The sequence below is a fragment of the Bauldia sp. genome, from assembly GCF_965232525.1.
In the GTDB taxonomy this organism is placed as follows: Bacteria; Pseudomonadota; Alphaproteobacteria; order Rhizobiales; family Kaistiaceae; genus Bauldia.
Genome location: NZ_OZ246980.1, coordinates 1,086,867 through 1,105,552 on the forward strand (window position 1 = coordinate 1,086,867; position 18,686 = coordinate 1,105,552).

The 18,686-nt window shown below is 63.7% G+C and carries 18 protein-coding genes and 1 pseudogene; 3 read left to right on the forward strand and 16 right to left on the reverse strand.

Annotation, left to right across the window (positions count from 1 at the left end; translation table 11 throughout):
• The first annotated feature begins 14 nt into the window (after positions 1-14).
• The gene (locus ACO076_RS05190) at positions 15-1,019 is read left to right on the forward strand and encodes a M48 family metallopeptidase (protein WP_421725661.1); all 1,005 of its coding nucleotides are present in this window, start codon (positions 15-17) and stop codon (positions 1,017-1,019) included.
• Between the two features lie 5 nt (positions 1,020-1,024).
• Here the strand turns inward: ACO076_RS05190 and ACO076_RS05195 are convergent, their stop codons facing one another.
• The 12 genes and pseudogenes from ACO076_RS05195 to ACO076_RS05250 form a co-directional block, all read right to left on the reverse strand.
• A complete protein-coding gene (locus ACO076_RS05195; protein ID WP_421725662.1) occupies positions 1,025-1,606 on the reverse strand; it encodes a VOC family protein in 582 nt (193 codons plus the stop codon).
• 44 nt (positions 1,607-1,650) lie between these two features.
• Positions 1,651-3,498, reverse strand: a complete 1,848-nt coding sequence (locus ACO076_RS05200) for an ABC transporter ATP-binding protein (RefSeq protein ID WP_421725663.1) — start codon at positions 3,496-3,498, stop codon at positions 1,651-1,653.
• Positions 3,499-3,574: 76 nt separating this feature from the next.
• Complete coding sequence (locus ACO076_RS05205; protein ID WP_421725664.1) at positions 3,575-4,741, reverse strand: M20 aminoacylase family protein; 1,167 nt, start codon at positions 4,739-4,741, stop codon at positions 3,575-3,577.
• Positions 4,742-4,819: 78 nt separating this feature from the next.
• On the reverse strand, positions 4,820-5,446 hold the full coding sequence (ureG, locus tag ACO076_RS05210) for an urease accessory protein UreG (protein ID WP_421725665.1): 627 nt from the start codon (positions 5,444-5,446) through the stop codon (positions 4,820-4,822).
• Positions 5,443-6,156 carry an urease accessory protein UreF gene (locus ACO076_RS05215; protein WP_421725666.1) on the reverse strand — a complete coding sequence of 238 codons (714 nt, stop codon included), beginning with the start codon at positions 6,154-6,156 and terminating at the stop codon, positions 5,443-5,445. The genes ureG and ACO076_RS05215 overlap by 4 nt, the downstream gene beginning before the upstream one ends.
• Positions 6,152-6,592, reverse strand: a pseudogene (locus tag ACO076_RS05220) (urease accessory protein UreE); the annotation flags it as partial. The gene ACO076_RS05215 and the pseudogene ACO076_RS05220, both read right to left, overlap by 5 nt.
• 34 nt (positions 6,593-6,626) lie before the next feature.
• Positions 6,627-7,046 carry a GNAT family N-acetyltransferase gene (locus ACO076_RS05225; RefSeq protein WP_421725667.1) on the reverse strand — a complete coding sequence of 140 codons (420 nt, stop codon included), beginning with the start codon at positions 7,044-7,046 and terminating at the stop codon, positions 6,627-6,629.
• A gap of 47 nt (positions 7,047-7,093) precedes the next feature.
• Positions 7,094-8,803, reverse strand: a complete 1,710-nt coding sequence (gene ureC / locus ACO076_RS05230; RefSeq protein ID WP_421725668.1) for an urease subunit alpha — start codon at positions 8,801-8,803, stop codon at positions 7,094-7,096.
• A 57-nt stretch (positions 8,804-8,860) separates the two neighbouring features.
• On the reverse strand, positions 8,861-9,169 hold the full coding sequence (locus ACO076_RS05235; RefSeq protein WP_421725669.1) for an urease subunit beta: 309 nt from the start codon (positions 9,167-9,169) through the stop codon (positions 8,861-8,863).
• A complete protein-coding gene (locus tag ACO076_RS05240) occupies positions 9,166-9,369 on the reverse strand; it encodes a hypothetical protein (protein WP_421725670.1) in 204 nt (67 codons plus the stop codon). The genes ACO076_RS05235 and ACO076_RS05240 overlap by 4 nt, the downstream gene beginning before the upstream one ends.
• 41 nt (positions 9,370-9,410) lie before the next feature.
• The gene (locus ACO076_RS05245) at positions 9,411-9,713 is read right to left on the reverse strand and encodes an urease subunit gamma (RefSeq protein ID WP_421725671.1); all 303 of its coding nucleotides are present in this window, start codon (positions 9,711-9,713) and stop codon (positions 9,411-9,413) included.
• 13 nt (positions 9,714-9,726) lie between these two features.
• A complete protein-coding gene (locus ACO076_RS05250) occupies positions 9,727-10,596 on the reverse strand; it encodes an urease accessory protein UreD (RefSeq protein ID WP_421725672.1) in 870 nt (289 codons plus the stop codon).
• 221 nt (positions 10,597-10,817) lie between these two features.
• On the opposite strand from ACO076_RS05250, the gene ACO076_RS05255 reads away from it, so the two are divergent.
• Positions 10,818-11,900, forward strand: a complete 1,083-nt coding sequence (locus ACO076_RS05255; RefSeq protein WP_421725673.1) for a D-alanyl-D-alanine carboxypeptidase family protein — start codon at positions 10,818-10,820, stop codon at positions 11,898-11,900.
• Here the strand turns inward: ACO076_RS05255 and ACO076_RS05260 are convergent.
• Positions 11,887-12,147 carry a sulfurtransferase TusA family protein gene (locus ACO076_RS05260; RefSeq protein ID WP_421725674.1) on the reverse strand — a complete coding sequence of 87 codons (261 nt, stop codon included), beginning with the start codon at positions 12,145-12,147 and terminating at the stop codon, positions 11,887-11,889. The two genes, ACO076_RS05255 and ACO076_RS05260, sit on opposite strands and share 14 nt — an antisense overlap.
• A gap of 50 nt (positions 12,148-12,197) precedes the next feature.
• On the opposite strand from ACO076_RS05260, the gene ACO076_RS05265 reads away from it, so the two are divergent.
• Positions 12,198-14,021, forward strand: a complete 1,824-nt coding sequence (locus ACO076_RS05265; protein ID WP_421725675.1) for a long-chain-acyl-CoA synthetase — start codon at positions 12,198-12,200, stop codon at positions 14,019-14,021.
• Between the two features lie 26 nt (positions 14,022-14,047).
• Here the strand turns inward: ACO076_RS05265 and ACO076_RS05270 are convergent, their stop codons facing one another.
• The 3 genes from ACO076_RS05270 to ACO076_RS05280 are packed head-to-tail and all read right to left on the reverse strand — an operon-like array spanning position 14,048 to position 18,678.
• Positions 14,048-15,691, reverse strand: coding sequence for an AMP-binding protein (locus ACO076_RS05270; RefSeq protein ID WP_421725676.1), 1,644 nt, complete (start codon positions 15,689-15,691; stop codon positions 14,048-14,050).
• Positions 15,692-15,694: 3 nt separating this feature from the next.
• Positions 15,695-16,273 (reverse strand): CAP domain-containing protein, encoded by a 579-nt coding sequence (locus ACO076_RS05275; RefSeq protein WP_421725677.1) that lies wholly within the window; start codon positions 16,271-16,273, stop codon positions 15,695-15,697.
• A gap of 2 nt (positions 16,274-16,275) precedes the next feature.
• Entirely contained in the window at positions 16,276-18,678 is a 2,403-nt protein-coding gene (locus ACO076_RS05280; RefSeq protein ID WP_421725678.1) for a mechanosensitive ion channel domain-containing protein, read from the reverse strand.
• Between the last annotated feature and the right edge of the window lie 8 nt (positions 18,679-18,686).

An 18,686-nucleotide genomic window follows, 5' to 3' on the forward strand; every position in this document is an offset into this window, starting at 1 on the left:
AACCCGCGACGCCTATGGGCGCCTATGGCCTTCGCACCCACATTTGGAACAATCGGCTGCGATCGCTGTTGTTGCTGGCAGGCTTTCCGGTTCTGCTGGTCCTGATCTGCTTCGCCTTCGCCGTGCTGATCGCGGCGTTTGACAGCCCGCGCGTAGAAGAAGGCTTCGGCACGGCGGTCGCGTGGCTCCCTTCGCTCGTGCCGATCGCCATCGTGATCGCGCCGGTGTGGTGGGCGATTGCTTTCTTCGCCAACCGGAGCATCATCGCCGCGGCGACCGGCTCGCGGGAGCTTGACCGACGGACCGATCCGCGAGTGTGGAACCTGCTCGAGAACTTGTGCATCAGCCGCGGCATCACCATGCCGACCCTGCGCATCGTCGATACGGACGCGCGCAATGCTTTCGCCAGCGGCGTGCGCGAGAAGGACTACACCATCACCGTCACCCGTGGTCTGGTCGAAGCGCTCGACGATGCCGAACTGGAGGCCGTTCTTGCCCACGAACTCACCCATATCCGTAATCGCGACGTCCAGTTGATCGTCATCGCGGCGGTGTTTGTCGGCATCATCTCCGTCGTCGGCGACCTAATGATCCGCAGCCCGCGCGGCATGATCCGTATGTCGACTGGCGGTCGGCGAGGCGGCAAGAGCGGTGGCGGGGTGATCATCCTGATCCTGGTAGCGATCGTCATCTTCTTGCTCGCCCGGGTACTCGCCATGGCGCTGCGTTTCGCCGTCTCGCGTCGGCGCGAATATCTCGCTGATGCCGGAGCCGTCGAACTGACCAAGAATCCCGACGCCATGATCAGTGCGCTGCGCAAGATCGACGGCCATTCAGAAATCGAGGCACCGTCCCAGCTGCGGCCGATGTTCTTCGATCTTCCAAAGGCTCAAGGATTCGCGGGTCTGTTCGCGACCCATCCGCCGATCGAAGACCGGATCGCCGCGCTAGTCACCCACGCCGGGGGACGCGATGTCGCGAGGCCCAAGGCTCGCGATGTTCGTCCCTGGGCCGATTGAGAGCGTCAGTAAGGGTTCTTCGGTAAGCGGTCATCCGAAAGACTTTCGCGGCGGCGGCGAACGATGTCCTCGATCGCATCGGCCAGGTGAGCCTCAGCGATATGATGATCACCGCGGGCGACCCGGATCTTGTGGGCTTCGAGCAGGACCTCGCCGTGAGACACCCCCTCCGGCGGGAAGAATTTGTAGGTGGCGAGCTCGATCAACAGACCCAGCGGATCCTTGAAGTAGATCGAATCCATGAACCCGCGGTCCTTGATCCCGCTATGGCCGATGCCGCGCTCGTCAAGCCGCTTGACGGCTTGCGAAAAGGTCGCGCGGGAAACCCAGAAGGCAACGTGATGAACCGCGCCGACATCCGTCGACGTTCGCCGCGTATCGGGTTTGCGATCCTCGCGGGTGAAGACGGTGATCAGCCGGCCGTCGCCGGGATCGAAATAGAGATGGCTCTCCGCCTCGACGTCGAGGTTGGGTTGCTCGAACACGAACGGCATGCCGAGCACACCTTCCCAGAAGTCGATCGACGTCTGTCGGTCGGCGCCAACCAGGGTGACGTGATGAAGCCCCTGAACCTGAAGTTTCTGCATCCTGATCTCCCAAGGCACGAGGCAGTTTATTGGAGAGCGCCGATCTAAGAAGCCTTGGCGATCTCAGGCCTTGGCTTTGCCGCGGTTTTCACGGCGGCGATACTCTTGTCGTCACCGCGTTCGAACTGGAGATAGTAGAGGCGCGCGTATGGTCCACCCGCTGCCAGCAAATCCGCGTGACGGCCGCTTTCGACAACCTTGCCGTCGATCAGCACACAGATTTTGTCGGCGCCAAGCACCGTCGAAAGGCGATGGGCGATCACGATAGTGGTCCGCCCCGCCATCAGCCGCTCAAACGCGACCTGAACCTTGTATTCCGATTCCGAGTCGAGCGAGGAGGTCGCCTCGTCGAGGAGGATGATCGGAGCGTCGCGAACCATCGCCCGGGCGATCGAGAGACGCTGCAACTGCCCGCCGGACAACGCGCCGGAGCCCTCCTCGAGCATGGTGTCGAAGCCGTCCGGTGTCGCCATGATGAAGTCATAAGCGAGCGCGTTGCGGGCCGCCTCCTCGACTTCCTCGTCCGTTGCGCTCGGCCGGCCGAAGCGAATGTTTTCGCGGATGGTATCCTGGAAGATCGATGTGTGCTGGCTGACCAGTGCGATTTTGTCGTGCAAGGACGCGAGCCGGATCTTTGAAATATCCTGGCCATCGATAGTTATCGATCCGCCGGAGATGTCATAGAACCGCTCCAGCAGGTTCATGATCGTGCTCTTGCCCGAGCCCGATGGTCCCACCAGAGCGGTCAGCTTGCCGCCTTCGGCGTGGAAATCGAATTTCTTCAGCACCGGCTTCTTCTTGCGGTAGCCGAAGTCGACCCTCTCGAAGCGGACATCGCCTTCCGTGATATCGAGGTCCGGTCCGTCGAGATTTGGATTGAGCTTCACCTTGGTATCGAGGATTTCGTAGACGAAGCGGACGCCGATGACGTTGCGTTCTAGCGCCACGCGGGTGTTGGCCAGCTTCTTCGCTGGTTCGTAGGCAAACAGAATACCGGTGATGAATGTCATGAAGTCGCCCGGCATCTGATCCTGGTAGATCGCGGCATAGCCAGCCCACAGGACCACGCCGGCTACAGCGAAACCACCAAGCGTCTCCATCAGCGGCTTGGTTTGAGCCTTGATGGTTGCAATCTTGTTGCGTCGGCGGCGTACGCTTTCGATCGACTCGTTCATTCGGCTCGACATGCCGGGTTCGAGGTTGAACGCCTTGACGACACGGATGCCGAGCGCGGTCTCCTGCATCGCCGCGATGATCTTCGCCATCCCGGCGAACTCAGCCTTCGCGACGTCGCGAATTCGCTTGACGAGCACGCTGACACCAATAAGCGCGGCCGGACCGATGACGGCGACGATGATGGTCAGCCATGGGCTCTTGATGATCATGACCGCCAGCAGAATGACTACCGTCAGTAGGTTGCGGACGAAGTTGGTAAGGACCGTCGCGATGACGGCCTTAGCGGCGCCGGCACGGTTGGAAATACCGGTGATCAGCAGGCTCGAATGCGTTCGATCGAAGTAAGAGATGCCGAGCTTGAGAACGTGCTCGTAGAGGCGGCTCTGGGTATCGGCGACGATCCGGTTACCGGTCCGCTCGAGGGCAAGGTCGGAACCGTACAACGAAATGCCGCGTATAACCGAAATGACGACGATCGCGAGAACAAGAAAAGTGAGCTGAGACAGATCCTTCTCGATGAAGACCTGATCAACCACGTCGCCAATGATCCAGACGATCGCGCCCGCCGTTGCCGCGACGAGCGCCATGAAGAACGTGGCGACCGAGTAGCCTGGCCAGAACTTGCGCCAGCCCTCGCGGAACAGGCGCGCGATCACGTCCCAGGGCCCCTTGGGGTCGGGTTTCAGGAACGAGGGGATCAAGGCGGAAAGCTTCATGCGCTCAGATGTCTCGGACAGGGATTCGCCTGTCGCCCCGCGATATACACGATACGCAACGGCTTAACGACCTTTATCACGTGGGCATGGCAGTCTCGACCAGCCGGACCCAGTAGGAACAGCCGATCGGGATGGCATCGTCGTCGAAGTCATAGCTGGGGTTGTGGAGCCCGGCGCTGTCGCCGTTGCCGAGAAAGATGAAGGCACCGGGCCGGGCTTCAAGCATGTAGGAGAAGTCTTCACCGCCCATCATCGGCGCCACGCTCGTGTCGACCCGTTCCGAACCAACGACATCGGCGGCAACCGTAGCGGCGAAGTCGGTCGCATCCGGATGATTACGTGTGATCGGGTAATTCGGCATGTAGTCAAGGTCGACAGCGACCCCGTAGGTGGCCCCCACCGATTCGACGATTTGGCGGAAGCGGGATTGGGCGAGCGTGAAGACCTCCGGCGTCAGGGTCCGTACGGTGCCCTGTAGCCGTGCGGTCTCCGGGATGACGTTGAAAATCTCGCCGGCCTGGAAGACGGTGATGGAGACCACCACCGAGTCGAGTGGATTAGTCGACCGCGATGCCACCGTCTGCAGGGCCTGCACCATCGCGCTCCCCGCCACCACCGGATCGACCGAGGCGTGAGGCCGGGCCGCATGGCCGCCGACACCGGTGATGTCGATCGTGAAGTCAGCGGTCGCCGCCATGATCGGGCCCGGCCGGATGCCGAACGCGCCAATCGGAATCCCCGGCATGTTGTGCATACCGTAGACCTCCTCGATGCCCCAGCGGTCCATCAGGCCGTCTTCGACCATGGCTTTGCCGCCGGCGCCGCCTTCCTCCGCCGGCTGGAAGATGACAACGGCAGTTCCGTCGAAGTTGCGGGTTTCGGCCAGATAACGCGCCGCGCCGAGCAGCATCGCGGTGTGACCGTCGTGACCGCAGGCGTGCATCTTGCCGGGGACCGTCGATGCATAAGGCTTGTCCGTGGCCTCCATGATCGGCAGAGCATCCATGTCGGCGCGAAGACCGATGACCCGGCCGCTGGTATTGCTCTTGCCATGAATCACGCCGACGACGCCGGTTCGACCGATCCCGGTTGCCACCTCGTCGATCCCGAAGGCAGCCAGCCGCTCAGCGACCGATTCGGCGGTGCGGTTAACGTCGTACATCAGCTCGGGATGGCGATGCAGGTCATGACGCCAGGCGACGATGTCGTCCTGGAAGTCGGCCAGACGATTGACGACGGGCATGATGCCTCCACCAAAGACCGGCGGACCTTAGCGGCGTTGCGACCGGAAAGCGAGGGGCCGATTGTCGTCGATGGTTGCTTATGCCGCGTGCTGCAGTCCGCCTTTGGCCCGAAGGAAGTTGACGATGTCGTCGAGCCCCGTCTCGTCCTTCATGTTCGCGAAGACAAACGGCCGATCGCCACGCATTTTTCTGGCGTCGCGATCCATGATCTCGAGCGACGCGCCGACCAGTGGGGCAAGGTCGATCTTGTTGATCACCAGCAGATCGGAGCGGACGATGCCCGGGCCACCCTTGCGGGGGATCTTGTCGCCGGCCGACACGTCGATGACGTAGATGGTCAGGTCGGCGAGTTCCGGCGAAAACGTGGCGGCGAGGTTGTCGCCCCCGGACTCGATCAGGATGATGTCGAGGTCCGGGTAGTCGCCGCGCAGCTCAGCGACGGCCGCAAGGTTGATCGAGGCGTCCTCCCGGATCGCCGTGTGCGGGCAGCCGCCGGTCTCAACGCCACGGATTCGCTCTTCCGGCAACGCTCCGGAGCGAATCAGGAACTCGGCATCCTCCCGGGTGTAGATATCGTTGGTGATCGCCGCGATGTCGTAGTCGGCAGAGAGCTGCTTGCACAGCGCATCCATCAGTGCGGTCTTGCCGGAACCGACCGGTCCACCAATACCGACGCGCAGTGGGCCATGGGGAGACGATGTCATGAGCGGAACAGCCTCGTGTACTGGGTTTCGTGTTTCATGCTGGCGATATCGGCCCGCAGGGCGCAACCGCCAAGGACGTCGAGATCGGCCGCTATCGCCTCTGCCGCGACCTGCTCGCAGGCCGGCAACAGCGCGGCGATGGTCCTCTGCCCGGCGGTCTGGCCGATCGGGATCGCACGAATGCCGGCCGAGACGATGTTGGCAACGAAGGCCGAAAGATACGCGGTAACGGTCAGCTTCGCGGGTACGTCGTGCGCGGCTGCCGCGATTGCGACAGCGATCGGGTAGGCAATTGGCGACCCGACAGACGCAACGGCGTCTTCGAAGCGCCCATTCGGCCAAGCCGCGGCGACCGCCTGCGTGAAGGCGTTACCTTGTGCCGTGGTTTCGAGATGCCGCTCCTTCGACGGCTGCAACGCGACCGCGATCTCGGCGGCATCACGCAGCGCTGATTCATCGTCAGCAGCCAAAGCCTGATGGGCATGGACCAGGAGAATCGCATCGTTTCGGCCGCCGCCATGGATCAGGACGTCGCGGAGCCAGCCCTCCAGGTCGTCGGCAGTCGCAACGGTACCGTCCTCGATCGCCCACTCGAGCCCGTGGCTGTAGGTGTAAGCGCCGACCGGAAAGGCCGGCGACAGCCAGGTCATCAGCCGGACGAGGGCGGCGGGGTCCGGGACCTGACCGTTGATCTCATCCGGCTCAGTCATGGGAGTGCCCGTGCCCATACGCGCCGCCCTCCGGATCGAATGGCGCCTCGACGTGGATAACCGTTGCGCCGAGCTTCACGAGCATCTCCTCGATCACGTGATCACGGCGGATCAGCAGCCGGTCGCCGTTGAGTTGGGTGGGAAGGTGGCGGTTGCCAAGGTGCCAGGCGAGGCGGACAAGATGGGGTGGGTCAGCGGCCGTGATTTCGGTCAGGGGCTCGGCGGCGGCTTCGACTGCCACGATCCGACCGTCCTCCAGTTCCAGGCCGTCGCCATCGCGGATCGGCGTAGCCCCGGCAAGGTCGAGCAGGAAGGCGAGTCCTTCCTCGCCGGTCATCGCCAGACGTCGTCGGTGACGATGATCGTAGTCGAGGACGACCCTGTCTGCGGCGCCTGACCAGGACCCCGCCGGCCGGACTTGGGTTGCGCGGATCATGAGGGAATGGCCGGGAGGACCATGCGGTACAACGTCATGCCAGCTGCCTGACGCAGACTTGGCGTTGTGCGGCGAAGCCAAGCCCGGCGAAAAAGGCTCGCGCCGGCGCATTGAAACTCCAGAAGTCGACGCCGACGCGGGTCGCGCCGCGGCTTTCCAATTCGGCGACAGCGGCCTCTACCAGCGCCTGGCCGATGCCGCGACGGCGCCGGGCAACGTCGACCGCGACGTGGTTGATGTATCCGGTATGGGCGGAAACCTCATAGAACGAGTCTGCTGGCGGATGCTCCTGACACCAAAGGTAGCCGACGACCGCCTGATCATACTCTGCCATCAGAACAATATTGCGCGGATCGGACAGAAGATCGGCAAAGAACGCCGACGGTATTGGATCGAGGATCGGCTTGAAGACCTCCGGATGGGCTTCGGCGTGCAGGGTTTGGATCGACTGCATCAACCGACAGACCATCGGTATGTCGTCAGGGGTCGCCGCGCGGATGGTCAAAACAGAAAATACCGCTGTGCCATCGGCAAAACGTCGGCCGGTGCGCAGGTCAGCAGTTCGCCGTCGGCGCGCACCTCATAGGTCTCCGGGTCGACGTCGATCTTCGGCATCGCCGAATTGCGGATCATGGATTCCTTCGAGATCTCGCGAGTGTGGCGGACCGGCAGCATCTCGCGATGCAGGCCGAGGCGATCGCGGACGTGCTCGGCAACCGCCGCCTGGCTGGTGAAGGTGACCGCGGAATGAGTCATCGCCTGCCCGAAGCCGCCGAACATCGGCCGGTAGTGGACCGGCTGCGGCGTCGGGATCGAAGCGTTGGGATCGCCCATCTGGGCCGCGGCGATGGTGCCCATCTTCAGCACCATGTCCGGCTTGACGCCGAAGAAGGCCGGCGACCAAAGCACAAGATCGGCGAGCTTGCCGATTTCGACGGACCCGACCCACTCGTCGATGCCGTGGGCGATGGCCGGATTGATGGTGTATTTGGCGAGGTAGCGTTTGACCCGAAAGTTGTCGTTGCCGGCTGTGTCCTCGGGCAGGCTGCCGCGCTGCACCTTCATCTTGTGGGCGGTCTGCCAGGTGCGGATCACCACTTCGCCGACCCGCCCCATCGCCTGGCTGTCAGAGGCCATCATCGAGAACGCACCGATGTCGTGGAGGATATCTTCCGCAGCGATCGTTTCCTTGCGGATGCGGCTTTCGGCAAATGCGACGTCCTCAGGGATCGACGGGTCGAGGTGGTGGCACACCATCAGCATATCGAGATGTTCGTCGATGGTGTTGACCGTGTAGGGCCGCGTCGGGTTGGTCGATGACGGCAAGACATTGGGCAGGCCGCAGACCTTGATGATGTCGGGCGCGTGCCCACCGCCGGCGCCTTCGGTGTGGAAGGCATGGATGGTGCGATCCTTGAATGCGGCGATCGTGTTCTCGACGAAACCGGACTCGTTCAGCGTGTCGGTGTGGATCATCACCTGGATGTCGTAGTCGTCGGCGACCTGCAGACAGCAGTCGATCGCGCCGGGGGTTGTCCCCCAATCCTCGTGGAGCTTCAGTGCCGCCGCGCCGGCTTTGACCTGCTCCTCGAGCGCATTGGGGAGCGAGGCGTTGCCCTTGCCGGCAAAGGCGAGGTTCATCGGAAAGCCTTCCGCCGCCTGGAGCATACGGGCGATGTGAAACGGTCCCGGGGTGCAGGTGGTCGCGTTGGTGCCAGTCGCCGGACCCGTGCCGCCGCCGAGCATGGTGGTCACCCCGGACATCAGCGCTCCGTCGATCTGCTGCGGGCAGATGAAGTGAATGTGGACGTCGAGGGCGCCGGCGGTAACGATCTTGCCTTCGCCGGCGATCGCCTCGGTTCCCGGTCCAACGATGATATCGACATCGGGCTGGACGTCCTGGTTGCCGGCCTTGCCGATCCCGGCGATCCGGCCGTCTTTGATACCGATGTCGGCCTTGACGATCCCCCAATGGTCGAGGATCAGCGCGTTGGTGATCACGGTGTCGACGGCGCCTTCGGCGTGGGCCGTCTGGCTTTGGCCCATTCCGTCCCGGATCACCTTGCCGCCACCGAACTTGACCTCTTCGCCATAGGTCGCGAAGTCCTGCTCTACTTCGATGAGCAAGTCCGTGTCGGCGAGGCGGACCTTGTCGCCGACGGTTGGGCCGAACATCTCGGCATAAGCGGTACGGGAGATTTTGTGCGGCATAGAGAACCCCAAGTGGCGGGCGCGGTTGTCAGTCAAGGGCGGTCTGTGGCTGCGCGATCAGTCGAGCCCGCCCATGACTTTTTGGTTGAAGCCGAAAACCAGCCGTTCGCCGAGATAGGGCACCAGCGTCACCGTCCGGGTCTGCCCCGGCTCGAACCGCACTGCCGTCCCGGCTGGGATATCGAGACGAAACCCGCGAGTCGGGTTGCGATCGAACGACAACGCGGAATTGGTCTCATAGAAGTGATAATGCGAGCCGACCTGGATCGGCCGGTCGCCGGTATTGGCGACGTCGACCGTCATGGTCTCGAGGCCGGCGTTCAGCTCGATCTCTCCATCAGCCGGCAGGACCTCGCCGGGGATCATTTGTTCCGCTCGCGGCGGGCGCGTAGCGCATACCCGGCGACACCGGCGACCGCGGTGGCTGTTGCGACAAGCAGAAGGGTCTCGAGACCGAGATAGGGATGCGCGGCGTCGTGCGGATGGGCGTGATCGACGATGGCCGTGTGCGCAAAGGCCAGGCCGGGGGCAAGCGTCAGCGCGATCGCTGTCAGGGTGGTACGCATGGGTGGGTCCTTCTTCTGGTGTCGTTGCCGGGTACCCGGCATTAGCGGATGGGTTGGTGAACGGTCACCAGCTTGGTGCCGTCAGGGAAGGTGGCTTCGACCTGGACTTCATCGATCATCTCGGCGATGCCGTCCATCACCTGGTCGCGGCTGACGACGGTCGCGCCAGCTTCCATCAGATCGGCGACCGAGCGGCCATCGCGGGCGCCTTCGACCACATAGTCGGTGATCAGCGCGATCGCTTCGGGGTGATTGAGCTTGACCCCGCGCTCCAACCGCCGCCGCGCCACCATGGCTGCCGTAGCGATCAGCAGTTTGTCTTTTTCCCGCGGGGTCAGGTTCATCGATGGGGCCTCATCAGCAGTGCCAGACGCGCGGCATTCCAGCGCCGCGCAGGGTTTCTATAGCAGTGATCAGCGCGTCACGAAGCGGTTGCGCTGAAGCCGCCACCATACGGACGACGAGTACGCCGTTCCAAGCGCTCGCACCCCATTCGGCCGGTACCGGTTCGAGGGCGTCGCGGACACCCGCCAGTTGGCCCTCGGTGTCAGGCGCGACAAACACCACGGTCGCGAACGCGATCGCCCGATTGCCAGTCGCGCCAACCGTCATGATAGCATCGGCATCACCGTCGATCCGGGTCGCGTCGGCGAAGACGAGCGCTCCGGAACGCCGAACGCGCCACGAGTCTAAGAACGTGATGTCGTGCAAAACCTCGCCCATCGCAGTCCGGCCGAGGACCACCATCTCGGCGGCGAGGAAAACGGCGTCGTCGGCGAGATCTACCGTGAACCTTCGCCGCAGCCGACTGCCTTCGAACAGAATGGTTTCCTGCGGGATCCAGTCCAGGCGCGCACCGCTGGAGACGGTAAGTTCAGCCTCGATCCGCGCCGTCCCGTTCAGCGCCCGATAGGCTCGCTCAGCGGCTTGGGAGGTGGCGACGACCTGCGCACCTTCTGCCGAAACCACCTCGTAACGTAGCCGGTCGCCGGCCGTGACCCCACCGGCGGTATTAAGGAAAACCGCTTCGAGCGGCGCTCCGGCCACCACGCGCGGCAGGCGCACCTTGGCGGCACCGGACTGGTGCAGCCCGGCGAGACGGGTCGCGCCATCGCCGGCAGCCTTGACCGATACCCGGGCAACACCATCGACGCGCTCCAGCCGTGGTGGCGGCAGGGGCGCAGTCTCTGGTGTATCGGCGAGATTGGTGTGCAGTGCGACCGTCATTCCCGGCACCATTTGCCAGCCGCGCTCACTATGCAAGTCCGGCGCCACGCCTCCTGCGCAAAGTCGGGGCTGATCGACATCGGAGTCGGCGAAAAACCAGGCAAATGCCGAACAGCTGAGCAGCGGCAAGTGAGGCTTTGCCAAAAAGCCGTGTTCTCGATAGAACGGATGTTGTCGGCGGTCGGGGGCGTCGCGACCGATCCACGGGCTGGGGCTGAACGTTGAGACTGGCGCTTATAATCGCTGTTCTGCTGACCTTGGTGGCCGCTCCGGCGCGGGCGACCGATCCGGCGTATATCGTCATCGATGTCGGCCGCGGCGTCGTCCTCAATCACCACGATGCCAATCAGTTGTGGCCGCCCGCGTCGATCACCAAACTGATGACCGCTTATCTTACCTTCAAGGCGATGCAGGCCGGTCAGCTCAGGCCGACTTCGCCGGTCGTTGTCACCGCCAATGCGGTCGCCGAACCGCCGTCGAAGATGGGTTACAGATCCGGCACGATCGTGACCGTCGACAACGCGCTCAAGATGCTGATCGTCCGCTCTGCCAATGACATCGCCGTCGCGCTCGGTGAAACCGTCGCTGGCAGCGAGGCGAATTTCGTGGCGATGATGAACCAAGAAGCACGTCGGCTCGGGATGAACGCCACCCGATTCGCCAATCCCAACGGCCTGCCGGCCTCCGGGCAGGTGACCACTGCCCGGGATCTCGCCGTTCTCGGCCGTGCGGTGTGGATGGATTTCCCGCAATACCGGGAGTACTTCCGCATTTCTGCAATCCGCGCCGGCCGCAAGATCCTGCGTTCGCACAACACGCTGCTCGAACGCTACCGCGGCACCAACGGCATGAAGACCGGCTTCATCTGCGCCTCCGGCTTCAACGTTGTCGCGACCGCCACCCGTCGTGGGCGGACGCTGATGGTGGTAGTTCTCGGCGAAACATCGGCCGCCGACCGCGCCGAGACCGCGGCCGGTCTCCTCAACGGCGGCTTCCGCGGCCTCCTTTCCGGGGTCATCGGTCAAAAGTTGGCGACCTTCCAAACCCAGCCAGCGCCTGGATCTGCGGTAAACCTGCGCAAGGAAATCTGCGAAACGAAGCGCGCCCGAAAGGCGAAACTCGGCCGGTCGGCACTCGACCCGAAATTCGTCCTGATGGAACCGGTCCGGGTCTTCACCGGCAAGGCGGACCCGCTGCCGCCGAAGGGGCAGGCCGGCCGCCCGGCGGTGAACATCCCGCTGCCCCGGTTGCGGCCGCCCTATCCCGACAGCGCGGCATTGTCCAACGGAATCACCGTCCAGTAGGCGCAGTCCCGCCGACCTTTTCGACGACGCAGCGAAAGAGGCCGGGTTCGGTTTCGCTCAGAATCAGCCGATGTCCTGCCTGCTCAATGTGGTGCGGAATATCGATCGCCGCCAACGGGTCGGTAGCCTCGACCAGGATGCGATAGCGCGACGGTGCGTTCAGAAGTGCCTTCCGCAACTTGAGAACCGGAAGCGGACACGCCAAGCCGCGGAGGTCGAGATAGAGGTCGTGCGGGGGTGTGGTCATCGTCGCTTGCCGGAAATCCGCGCGGTGATAGGTTTGCCGGCGCCGCGGCGATGGGCCGTCCGTCCGGGGAGATTATGGGCTTTTTCGACAATCTGCGTAAGGACTGGCTGTTCGTCTCCGGAGTTTTCAAGGCACTGCGCGTCGTTACACCCATGGCCCGCAAGCGCAATCGCGGCTTCCCGGATGCCGTGGAAGCGCTCGCCAGGCGCTTTGGCGAACGGCCGGCGCTGATATCGGCACGCGAAACTCTGACCTTTGCCGGCTACGAGGCGCGCGGCAATCAATACGCCCGGTGGGCGCTCACCAATGGTGTCGGCAAGGGCGATACGGTCTGCCTGCTGATGCCCAATCGGCCGGAATTTGCGGCGGTGTGGTTGGGCGTGGCCCGTGCTGGTGGCATCACGGCGCTGCTCAATACCAACCTGGTAGGCCGCCCGCTCGCGCACAGCATCAATCTGGTGAAGCCAAAGCACATCATCGTCGCAACCGAACTGGCGGAAGCCTTTGCCGGCGCCGTACCGCTTATCGAGGGCGATGCGACCGTCTGGTACCACGGCGAAGGGCCGGAGGGCGCCAATCGAATCGACGAGACGCTCGCCGCCATCGATGATGCCCCGATCCCACGCTCCGAGCGGCCGATGCTGACCCTCGAGGACGGATGCCTCTACATCTACACCAGCGGCACGACCGGGTTGCCGAAGGCCGCGATCATTAATCACTACCGCGTCCATGCCGCCATGCTTGCCTACGCGACCGTGATGAAGATGACGGCCGACGATCGAAACTACAACTGCTTGCCGATGTACCACACCTCCGGGGGCGTGCTGGGCATTGGTGCCAGCCTGGTGGTCGGCGGTTCGGCCTTCATCGGCGAGCGCTTCTCCGTCAGCCGATTCTGGGACGACGTTGTCGACAATAGTTGTACTCGGTTTCAGTACATCGGTGAGCTTTGCCGCTATCTCACCACCGCACCGGCGCACCCAAAGGAACACCTGCATCAGGTGACGCTCTGTTGTGGCAATGGCCTGCGGCCGGACGTTTGGGATCACTTCAAGGAGCGATTCGGGATCGAAACGATCCGCGAGTTCTATGCCGCGACCGAAGGCAACGCCATCATCTTCAACTGGGACAACACGCCTGGTGCGGTGGGGCGGGTGCCGTCCTGGGCCCACCCGCTCTTTCCGATTTCCACGATCCGGTTCGACTTCGACCGGCAGGCCCCCGTGCGCGGCGGCGATGGTCTCTGCATCGAATGCGATCCCGACGAGATCGGTGAAGTCATTTCCCAGATCATCATCGACCCGTTGAAGCCGGGGCAGCGCTTCGACGGTTATGCCGACAAGGTCGAGACCGAGAAGAAGATCCTTCGCGATGTATTCGAGGCCGGAGACCTGTGGTTTCGCACCGGCGACCTCATGCGGCGCGACGCGCGCGGCTACTTCTATTTCATCGACCGGATCGGCGATACCTACCGCTGGAAGGGCGAGAATATCTCAACGTCGGAGGTCGCCGAGACGCTGACGCTCTGCCCCGGCGTGGTCGAGGCCAATGTCTACGGTGTATCGGTTCCGCACACCGATGGCCGCGCCGGGATGGCGGCGCTGGCGATCGACGAAGATTTCGATCTGACGACGTTTCGCGATCACATCTATGCGACGCTGAGCGGGCCCGCACGGCCTTTGTTCCTTCGTTTCCAGCACCACATCGCGGCGACCTCGACCTTCAAGCAGCGGAAACTCGAGCTGGTCCGCGACGGCTTCGATCCCGCCACCACCGACGAACCCATCTTCTTCGACGACCCGCGGGCGTCGGACTGGGTTCAGGTCGATACCGCGCTGTTCGATGAGATCAAAATCGGCGACATCCGGCTCTAGAATCGTGGCTGGGCCCCGAGGCGTCACTAGGGCGAAGATACCCGCGGTTCGTCTTGACGAACGCGATCCCGAAAGGCGCGGCGGATAACCTTACCTGAGGTGGTCAACGGGATGGTATCGACGAAGGTGATTTCGCGGGGATATTCCGCCGCCGAAAGCCGGGAGCGTACGAACGACCGAATCTCCTCGGCCAGCAAGTCGGATCGGGTGAACCCCGGCTTGAGCGCGACAAAGGCGGTGACGATTTCGGTCCGCACCGGGTCCGGCTTGCCGATCACCGCAGCCATGGCGACGGCCGGGTGGCTGGCGAGACACTCTTCGACCTCAGCCGGGCCGATCCGGTAGCCAGAAGAAATGATGATGTCGTCGTTGCGGCCGATGAAGTGGATGTACCCATCATGGTCGCGAACCGCTTCGTCACCGGTCATCATCCAGTCGCCGATGAACTTTTCGCGGGTTGCCGCTTCGTTCTGCCAGTAGCCGAGAAACATCGAGGGGTTGGGTCGCCGCACCGCGATCTCGCCTGGTTGATCGGGAGGGAGCGGCTGCCCATCGCGATCGACCACCGCGACGTGGTGCCCGGGGATCGGTTTGCCGATCGCGCCGGCCCGGGACAAGCCGAATGCGGCTGACGACCCGATGACGTAGTTACACTCAGTCTGGCCGTAGAACTCGTTGACGGGACGGCCGAACACAGCCGGTGCCGTTTCGAACGCAGCCCGGCCGAGTGTTTCGCCGGCGGCAGCAACGGTCCGCAGGTTGAAGTCGAAGCGCTGACGCGGATTCGCCACACCGTTCATCAGCTTGATGGCCGTGGGCGGTAGGAACGCGTTTCGCACATCAGCGCCGGCCATCAACGCAAACGCGGCTTCCGGATCGAAGCGACCGGCCGGGCCGAAAACCACCGGTACACCGAAAAACAGCGCCGGCAGCAGCGCGTTGAGCAGACCGCCGGCCCATGCCCAGTCGGACGGCGTCCATACCCGGTCATTCGCTTGGGGCACGTGTTCGTGGGTGAAGGCAAAGCCGGGCAGATGGCCTAGCAGGACCCGATGGCCGTGGAGGGCGCCCTTTGGGTGACCGGTGGTGCCGGAGGTATAGATCATCATCGCCGGATCGTCCGGCGCCATCCTCGCCGAGGTGAGGGGCTCGGTCAGCACCGACACCGTTTCATGGTAATCTTCGGCATTCGCCGCCGGCCCGTCGACGCAGAGGATCGTTGCGAGCGCTGGAGTTTCCGTATCGAGTTCGGCGAGCTTAGCGAGGCCCGGTCCGTCGGTGATCAAGGCGCTGGCACCGGAGTCGGTGAGGCGAAAGGCGAGCGCGTCGGTGCCGAACAAAGCGGCCATCGGCACAACGATCGCGCCGAGCTTGTAGGCGGCGAGGTGGGCGACCACGGTCTCGACCGACTGGGGCAGAAGGACAGCGACGCGATCGCCTTGACCGACGCCGCGTTTGCGCAGCGCCTGAGCCAGATCATCGGACTGGCGCTTCAGATCGGCGAATGTTGTACGGTGGAGGTCATGTCCATCCCACCGAAGCAGCGCCGCCCGGTCCGGATAGGCCGCGGCCCAGCGATCGCAGCAAACCGTCGCGATGTTGAAGGACTTCGGCTTTGGCCAGCGGAAGCCGGCGACCATCGAGTCGTAGCTGTCCACCCTGTCCAGCATCGGCTAACCGCCGGGTGTAACCGCACCAAGCGCCGCCGTCCGGCGCGTGTCGGGGGCCGCCAGAACCAGGGTCCAGAAGTTGCCGAACCGTCCCTCGGCGGTATAGGAGACGGCAATACCCATCGATGTAACGCCCGGCTTGAGAAGATTGGCGTTGTGGCTCCGCGATGCTTTCCAGCCCGCCAGCACTTCGTTGAAGTTCCGGTGCCCGGCAGCGATGTTCTCCACCGCGATCGCCGCATCATAGCCGCCATTGGCGAGACGTCGTTGGAAGCTCCCCTCGCCGCGCACCACGTGTGCCATACGGTCGGCGCGGGCCATGGCGCGGGAGTGGCTGGCGGCGATGGCGTTCAGCTTTGAATCGACCGTCACCGCCGGGAGCCCACGGGACCGGCGATAGCTGGAGATGGCCTGCGCGGCCGAAGCCGCATTCACGGTCGCCGGACCGGTGCGGCCGCCCTCGATGATCTGCTCGGGCTTGAAGAGCGACTGACAGGCAGACAGGACAAATGCCAGCGCCAGGACAATGACGGCGGTTCCGGCGGCGCTTCGGCGAAGGTGCGGCGCGGGGAGCGGTCTCATGGTCATTCGTTTCGGTCTCTCCGGACGGGGTTCGCGTTGGGGTTCGCGGTCTTGAGGGCGCGCTCGATATCCGGCAAATCGCGCAGATTGATGTCGCGTTGGGGGAACGGGATTTCGATATCGGCGTCGCGAAGCGCTCGCAGGATAGCGAAGCGGAGATCGGAGCGTGTCGATAACCCTTGCGAGATATCCGATACATAACAACGCAGTTCAAAGTCCAGCGAACTCTCGCCGAAGTTCATGAACAGGACGAACGGCGCCGGGTCCTCGAGGACCTTGTCGTTCGCCTTGGCGCAGGCGAGCAAGACGTCGCGGACCTGATCGGCATCGGAGCCGTAGCTTACCCCGACTGCCACCTCGATGCGTCCGATGTTGCCGCGCAGGAAGCGATTGGTGACGACTCCGGAAATCAGGTTCGAGTTGGGAACGATCACCGAAGCCCGCTCGAAGGTCTCGATCTCGGTCGCCCGGACACTGATCCTGGTGACCGTACCGCGATCCGGTCCGACCTCGATCCAGTCACCGGCGCGAATCGGCCGCTCGGCGAGGAGGATCAGGCCGGAGACGAAGTTATTGACAATGCTCTGCAGGCCGAAGCCGATGCCGACGGAAAGGGCGCCTGCGACGATCGCGATGCTGGCGAAGTCGATCCCCGCATAGATGGCCGCCAGAATCGCCGCGAGAAAGAAGCCGATATATCCGGTTGCCGTGCGAATGGAGTTTTTGAGGCCGGGGTCGATTCCGGTGGTGGGGAGAAACCGCATCTCGAGCCAGCCCTGGAGAACACGGCTGAAGGCGACGATCGCAACAAAGATGAGTGCGGCGGTCAGGATCGTCGCGAAGGTGATGCGGATCGATCCGATCTCAACGCCGTAATAGAGGCCCTGAAGCCGCGAGACGATCGTTGTCGAGTCGAATCCCCAAGGTGCCGCCACCAGCAGAACCGCGGCGAACACAAGGACGAGCTTGGCGACACCGCTGACGATCACGCGCATCTGATCGATCGCGCGGTCGCTCAGGCCAAGGTTCAGGGCAATCCGGTGGCCGACTTTGCCGTCCGGCGAGAGGGTCGCTTCGAGGACCACATCGATGAGACCGTTGAGCAGCACGAATCCGCCGACGACCACCCAGACGAAGGCGATCTGTTCGACCATGAACGTGGCAAACGCCAGGTACCCGGTGACGGCAGCGGCGATGGTGATCAGCGCCGCCAGGCCGGCCAACGGCGTCAGAATCCGCCATGGCGCGCTCCGCCGGCGTTCTTCGGTACTCAACGCTTCGCGACCGCGAACCACGATCCGCGCGGCGACAAGCCCGAGGATCGCAGTGGGTATCGACAGCAATCCGCCGATCCCCGGTACATAAAACGCCGGGGTCGCTGTGATGTTCGCGAGCTGAACGAGCAGCGAGTAGAATGACAGGATCGCGGCGGCGACGACGACGATCCCGTAGGTGCGGCGAGCAGTGCCGTCGGCGATCCCAGCAATCCGCCAGGCCGGTCGACGCGGCGTCGTCAATGCTCTGGTCAAGCCGGTGATGACCGTGAAGATGGCGACCGCGACCGTCAGTCCAACGACGATCGCGTCGATACTCGGCGGCAGCAGACGCAGCTCGGACAGGAGAGCGCGAAGGGCAATCAGTATCAGCAGCGGTACGCCGACATCGACGATAACCACGGCAAACGCCATCATGATCTTGTGGGTCCGGGTCGGGTCTCCCTGCGACCCCGGCCCCTGCACCCAACGAAGAAACAGCGCCCGGGCGACCAGCACGACTCCGACGATCAGCACCGTGACCACACCCAGCGCAAGGGTAACGGCATCCGAACTGCTTGCGACGAGACGGCTCCACCCGGCAATCACCCGCCAGGTCCCCGCCAGCAGATTGACGCTCTCGGCCGCAAGATCGGCGATCAGCGTCGGGCTGAGCGCACTCCGACCGCGGGCATAGAGCGCGGTCGCGAACTGCTGACTGCGGCGCTCGACAATGCGCTCGAGGAGCTGATCGCCGCGCAGCCTGACGAGTTCGGTCTGCCGCTCGATACCAGTTAGCGCTTCCAGCTCGGATTCGTAGCGCTCGCGCGCTTCGGCGACATCCGGCAGGTCCTCGATCGTGGTCCCTTCCGGTAGCGCGATCGAGCCGAGCAAGTCCGCCAGATCGCGGACTCGTGGCGCTAGCTCATCCTTGAAGGTGAGGGCCTCGGTGACGACCGACTGCACCCGGTTCTGAAGCGCATCGAGATCATCATCGGCGAGGTCTTCACGGCCCAACGCCGCTTCCACCTGATTGAGCGTTGCCGTCCACCCGTTGAGCATCGCCCGCTCGGGCGATATCTGGCCGGAGGCCAGACCCGGCAACAGGATCAGCGCCAGGGTGGATGCGAGAGCAATGAAGCGACGATACATGGCCCCGT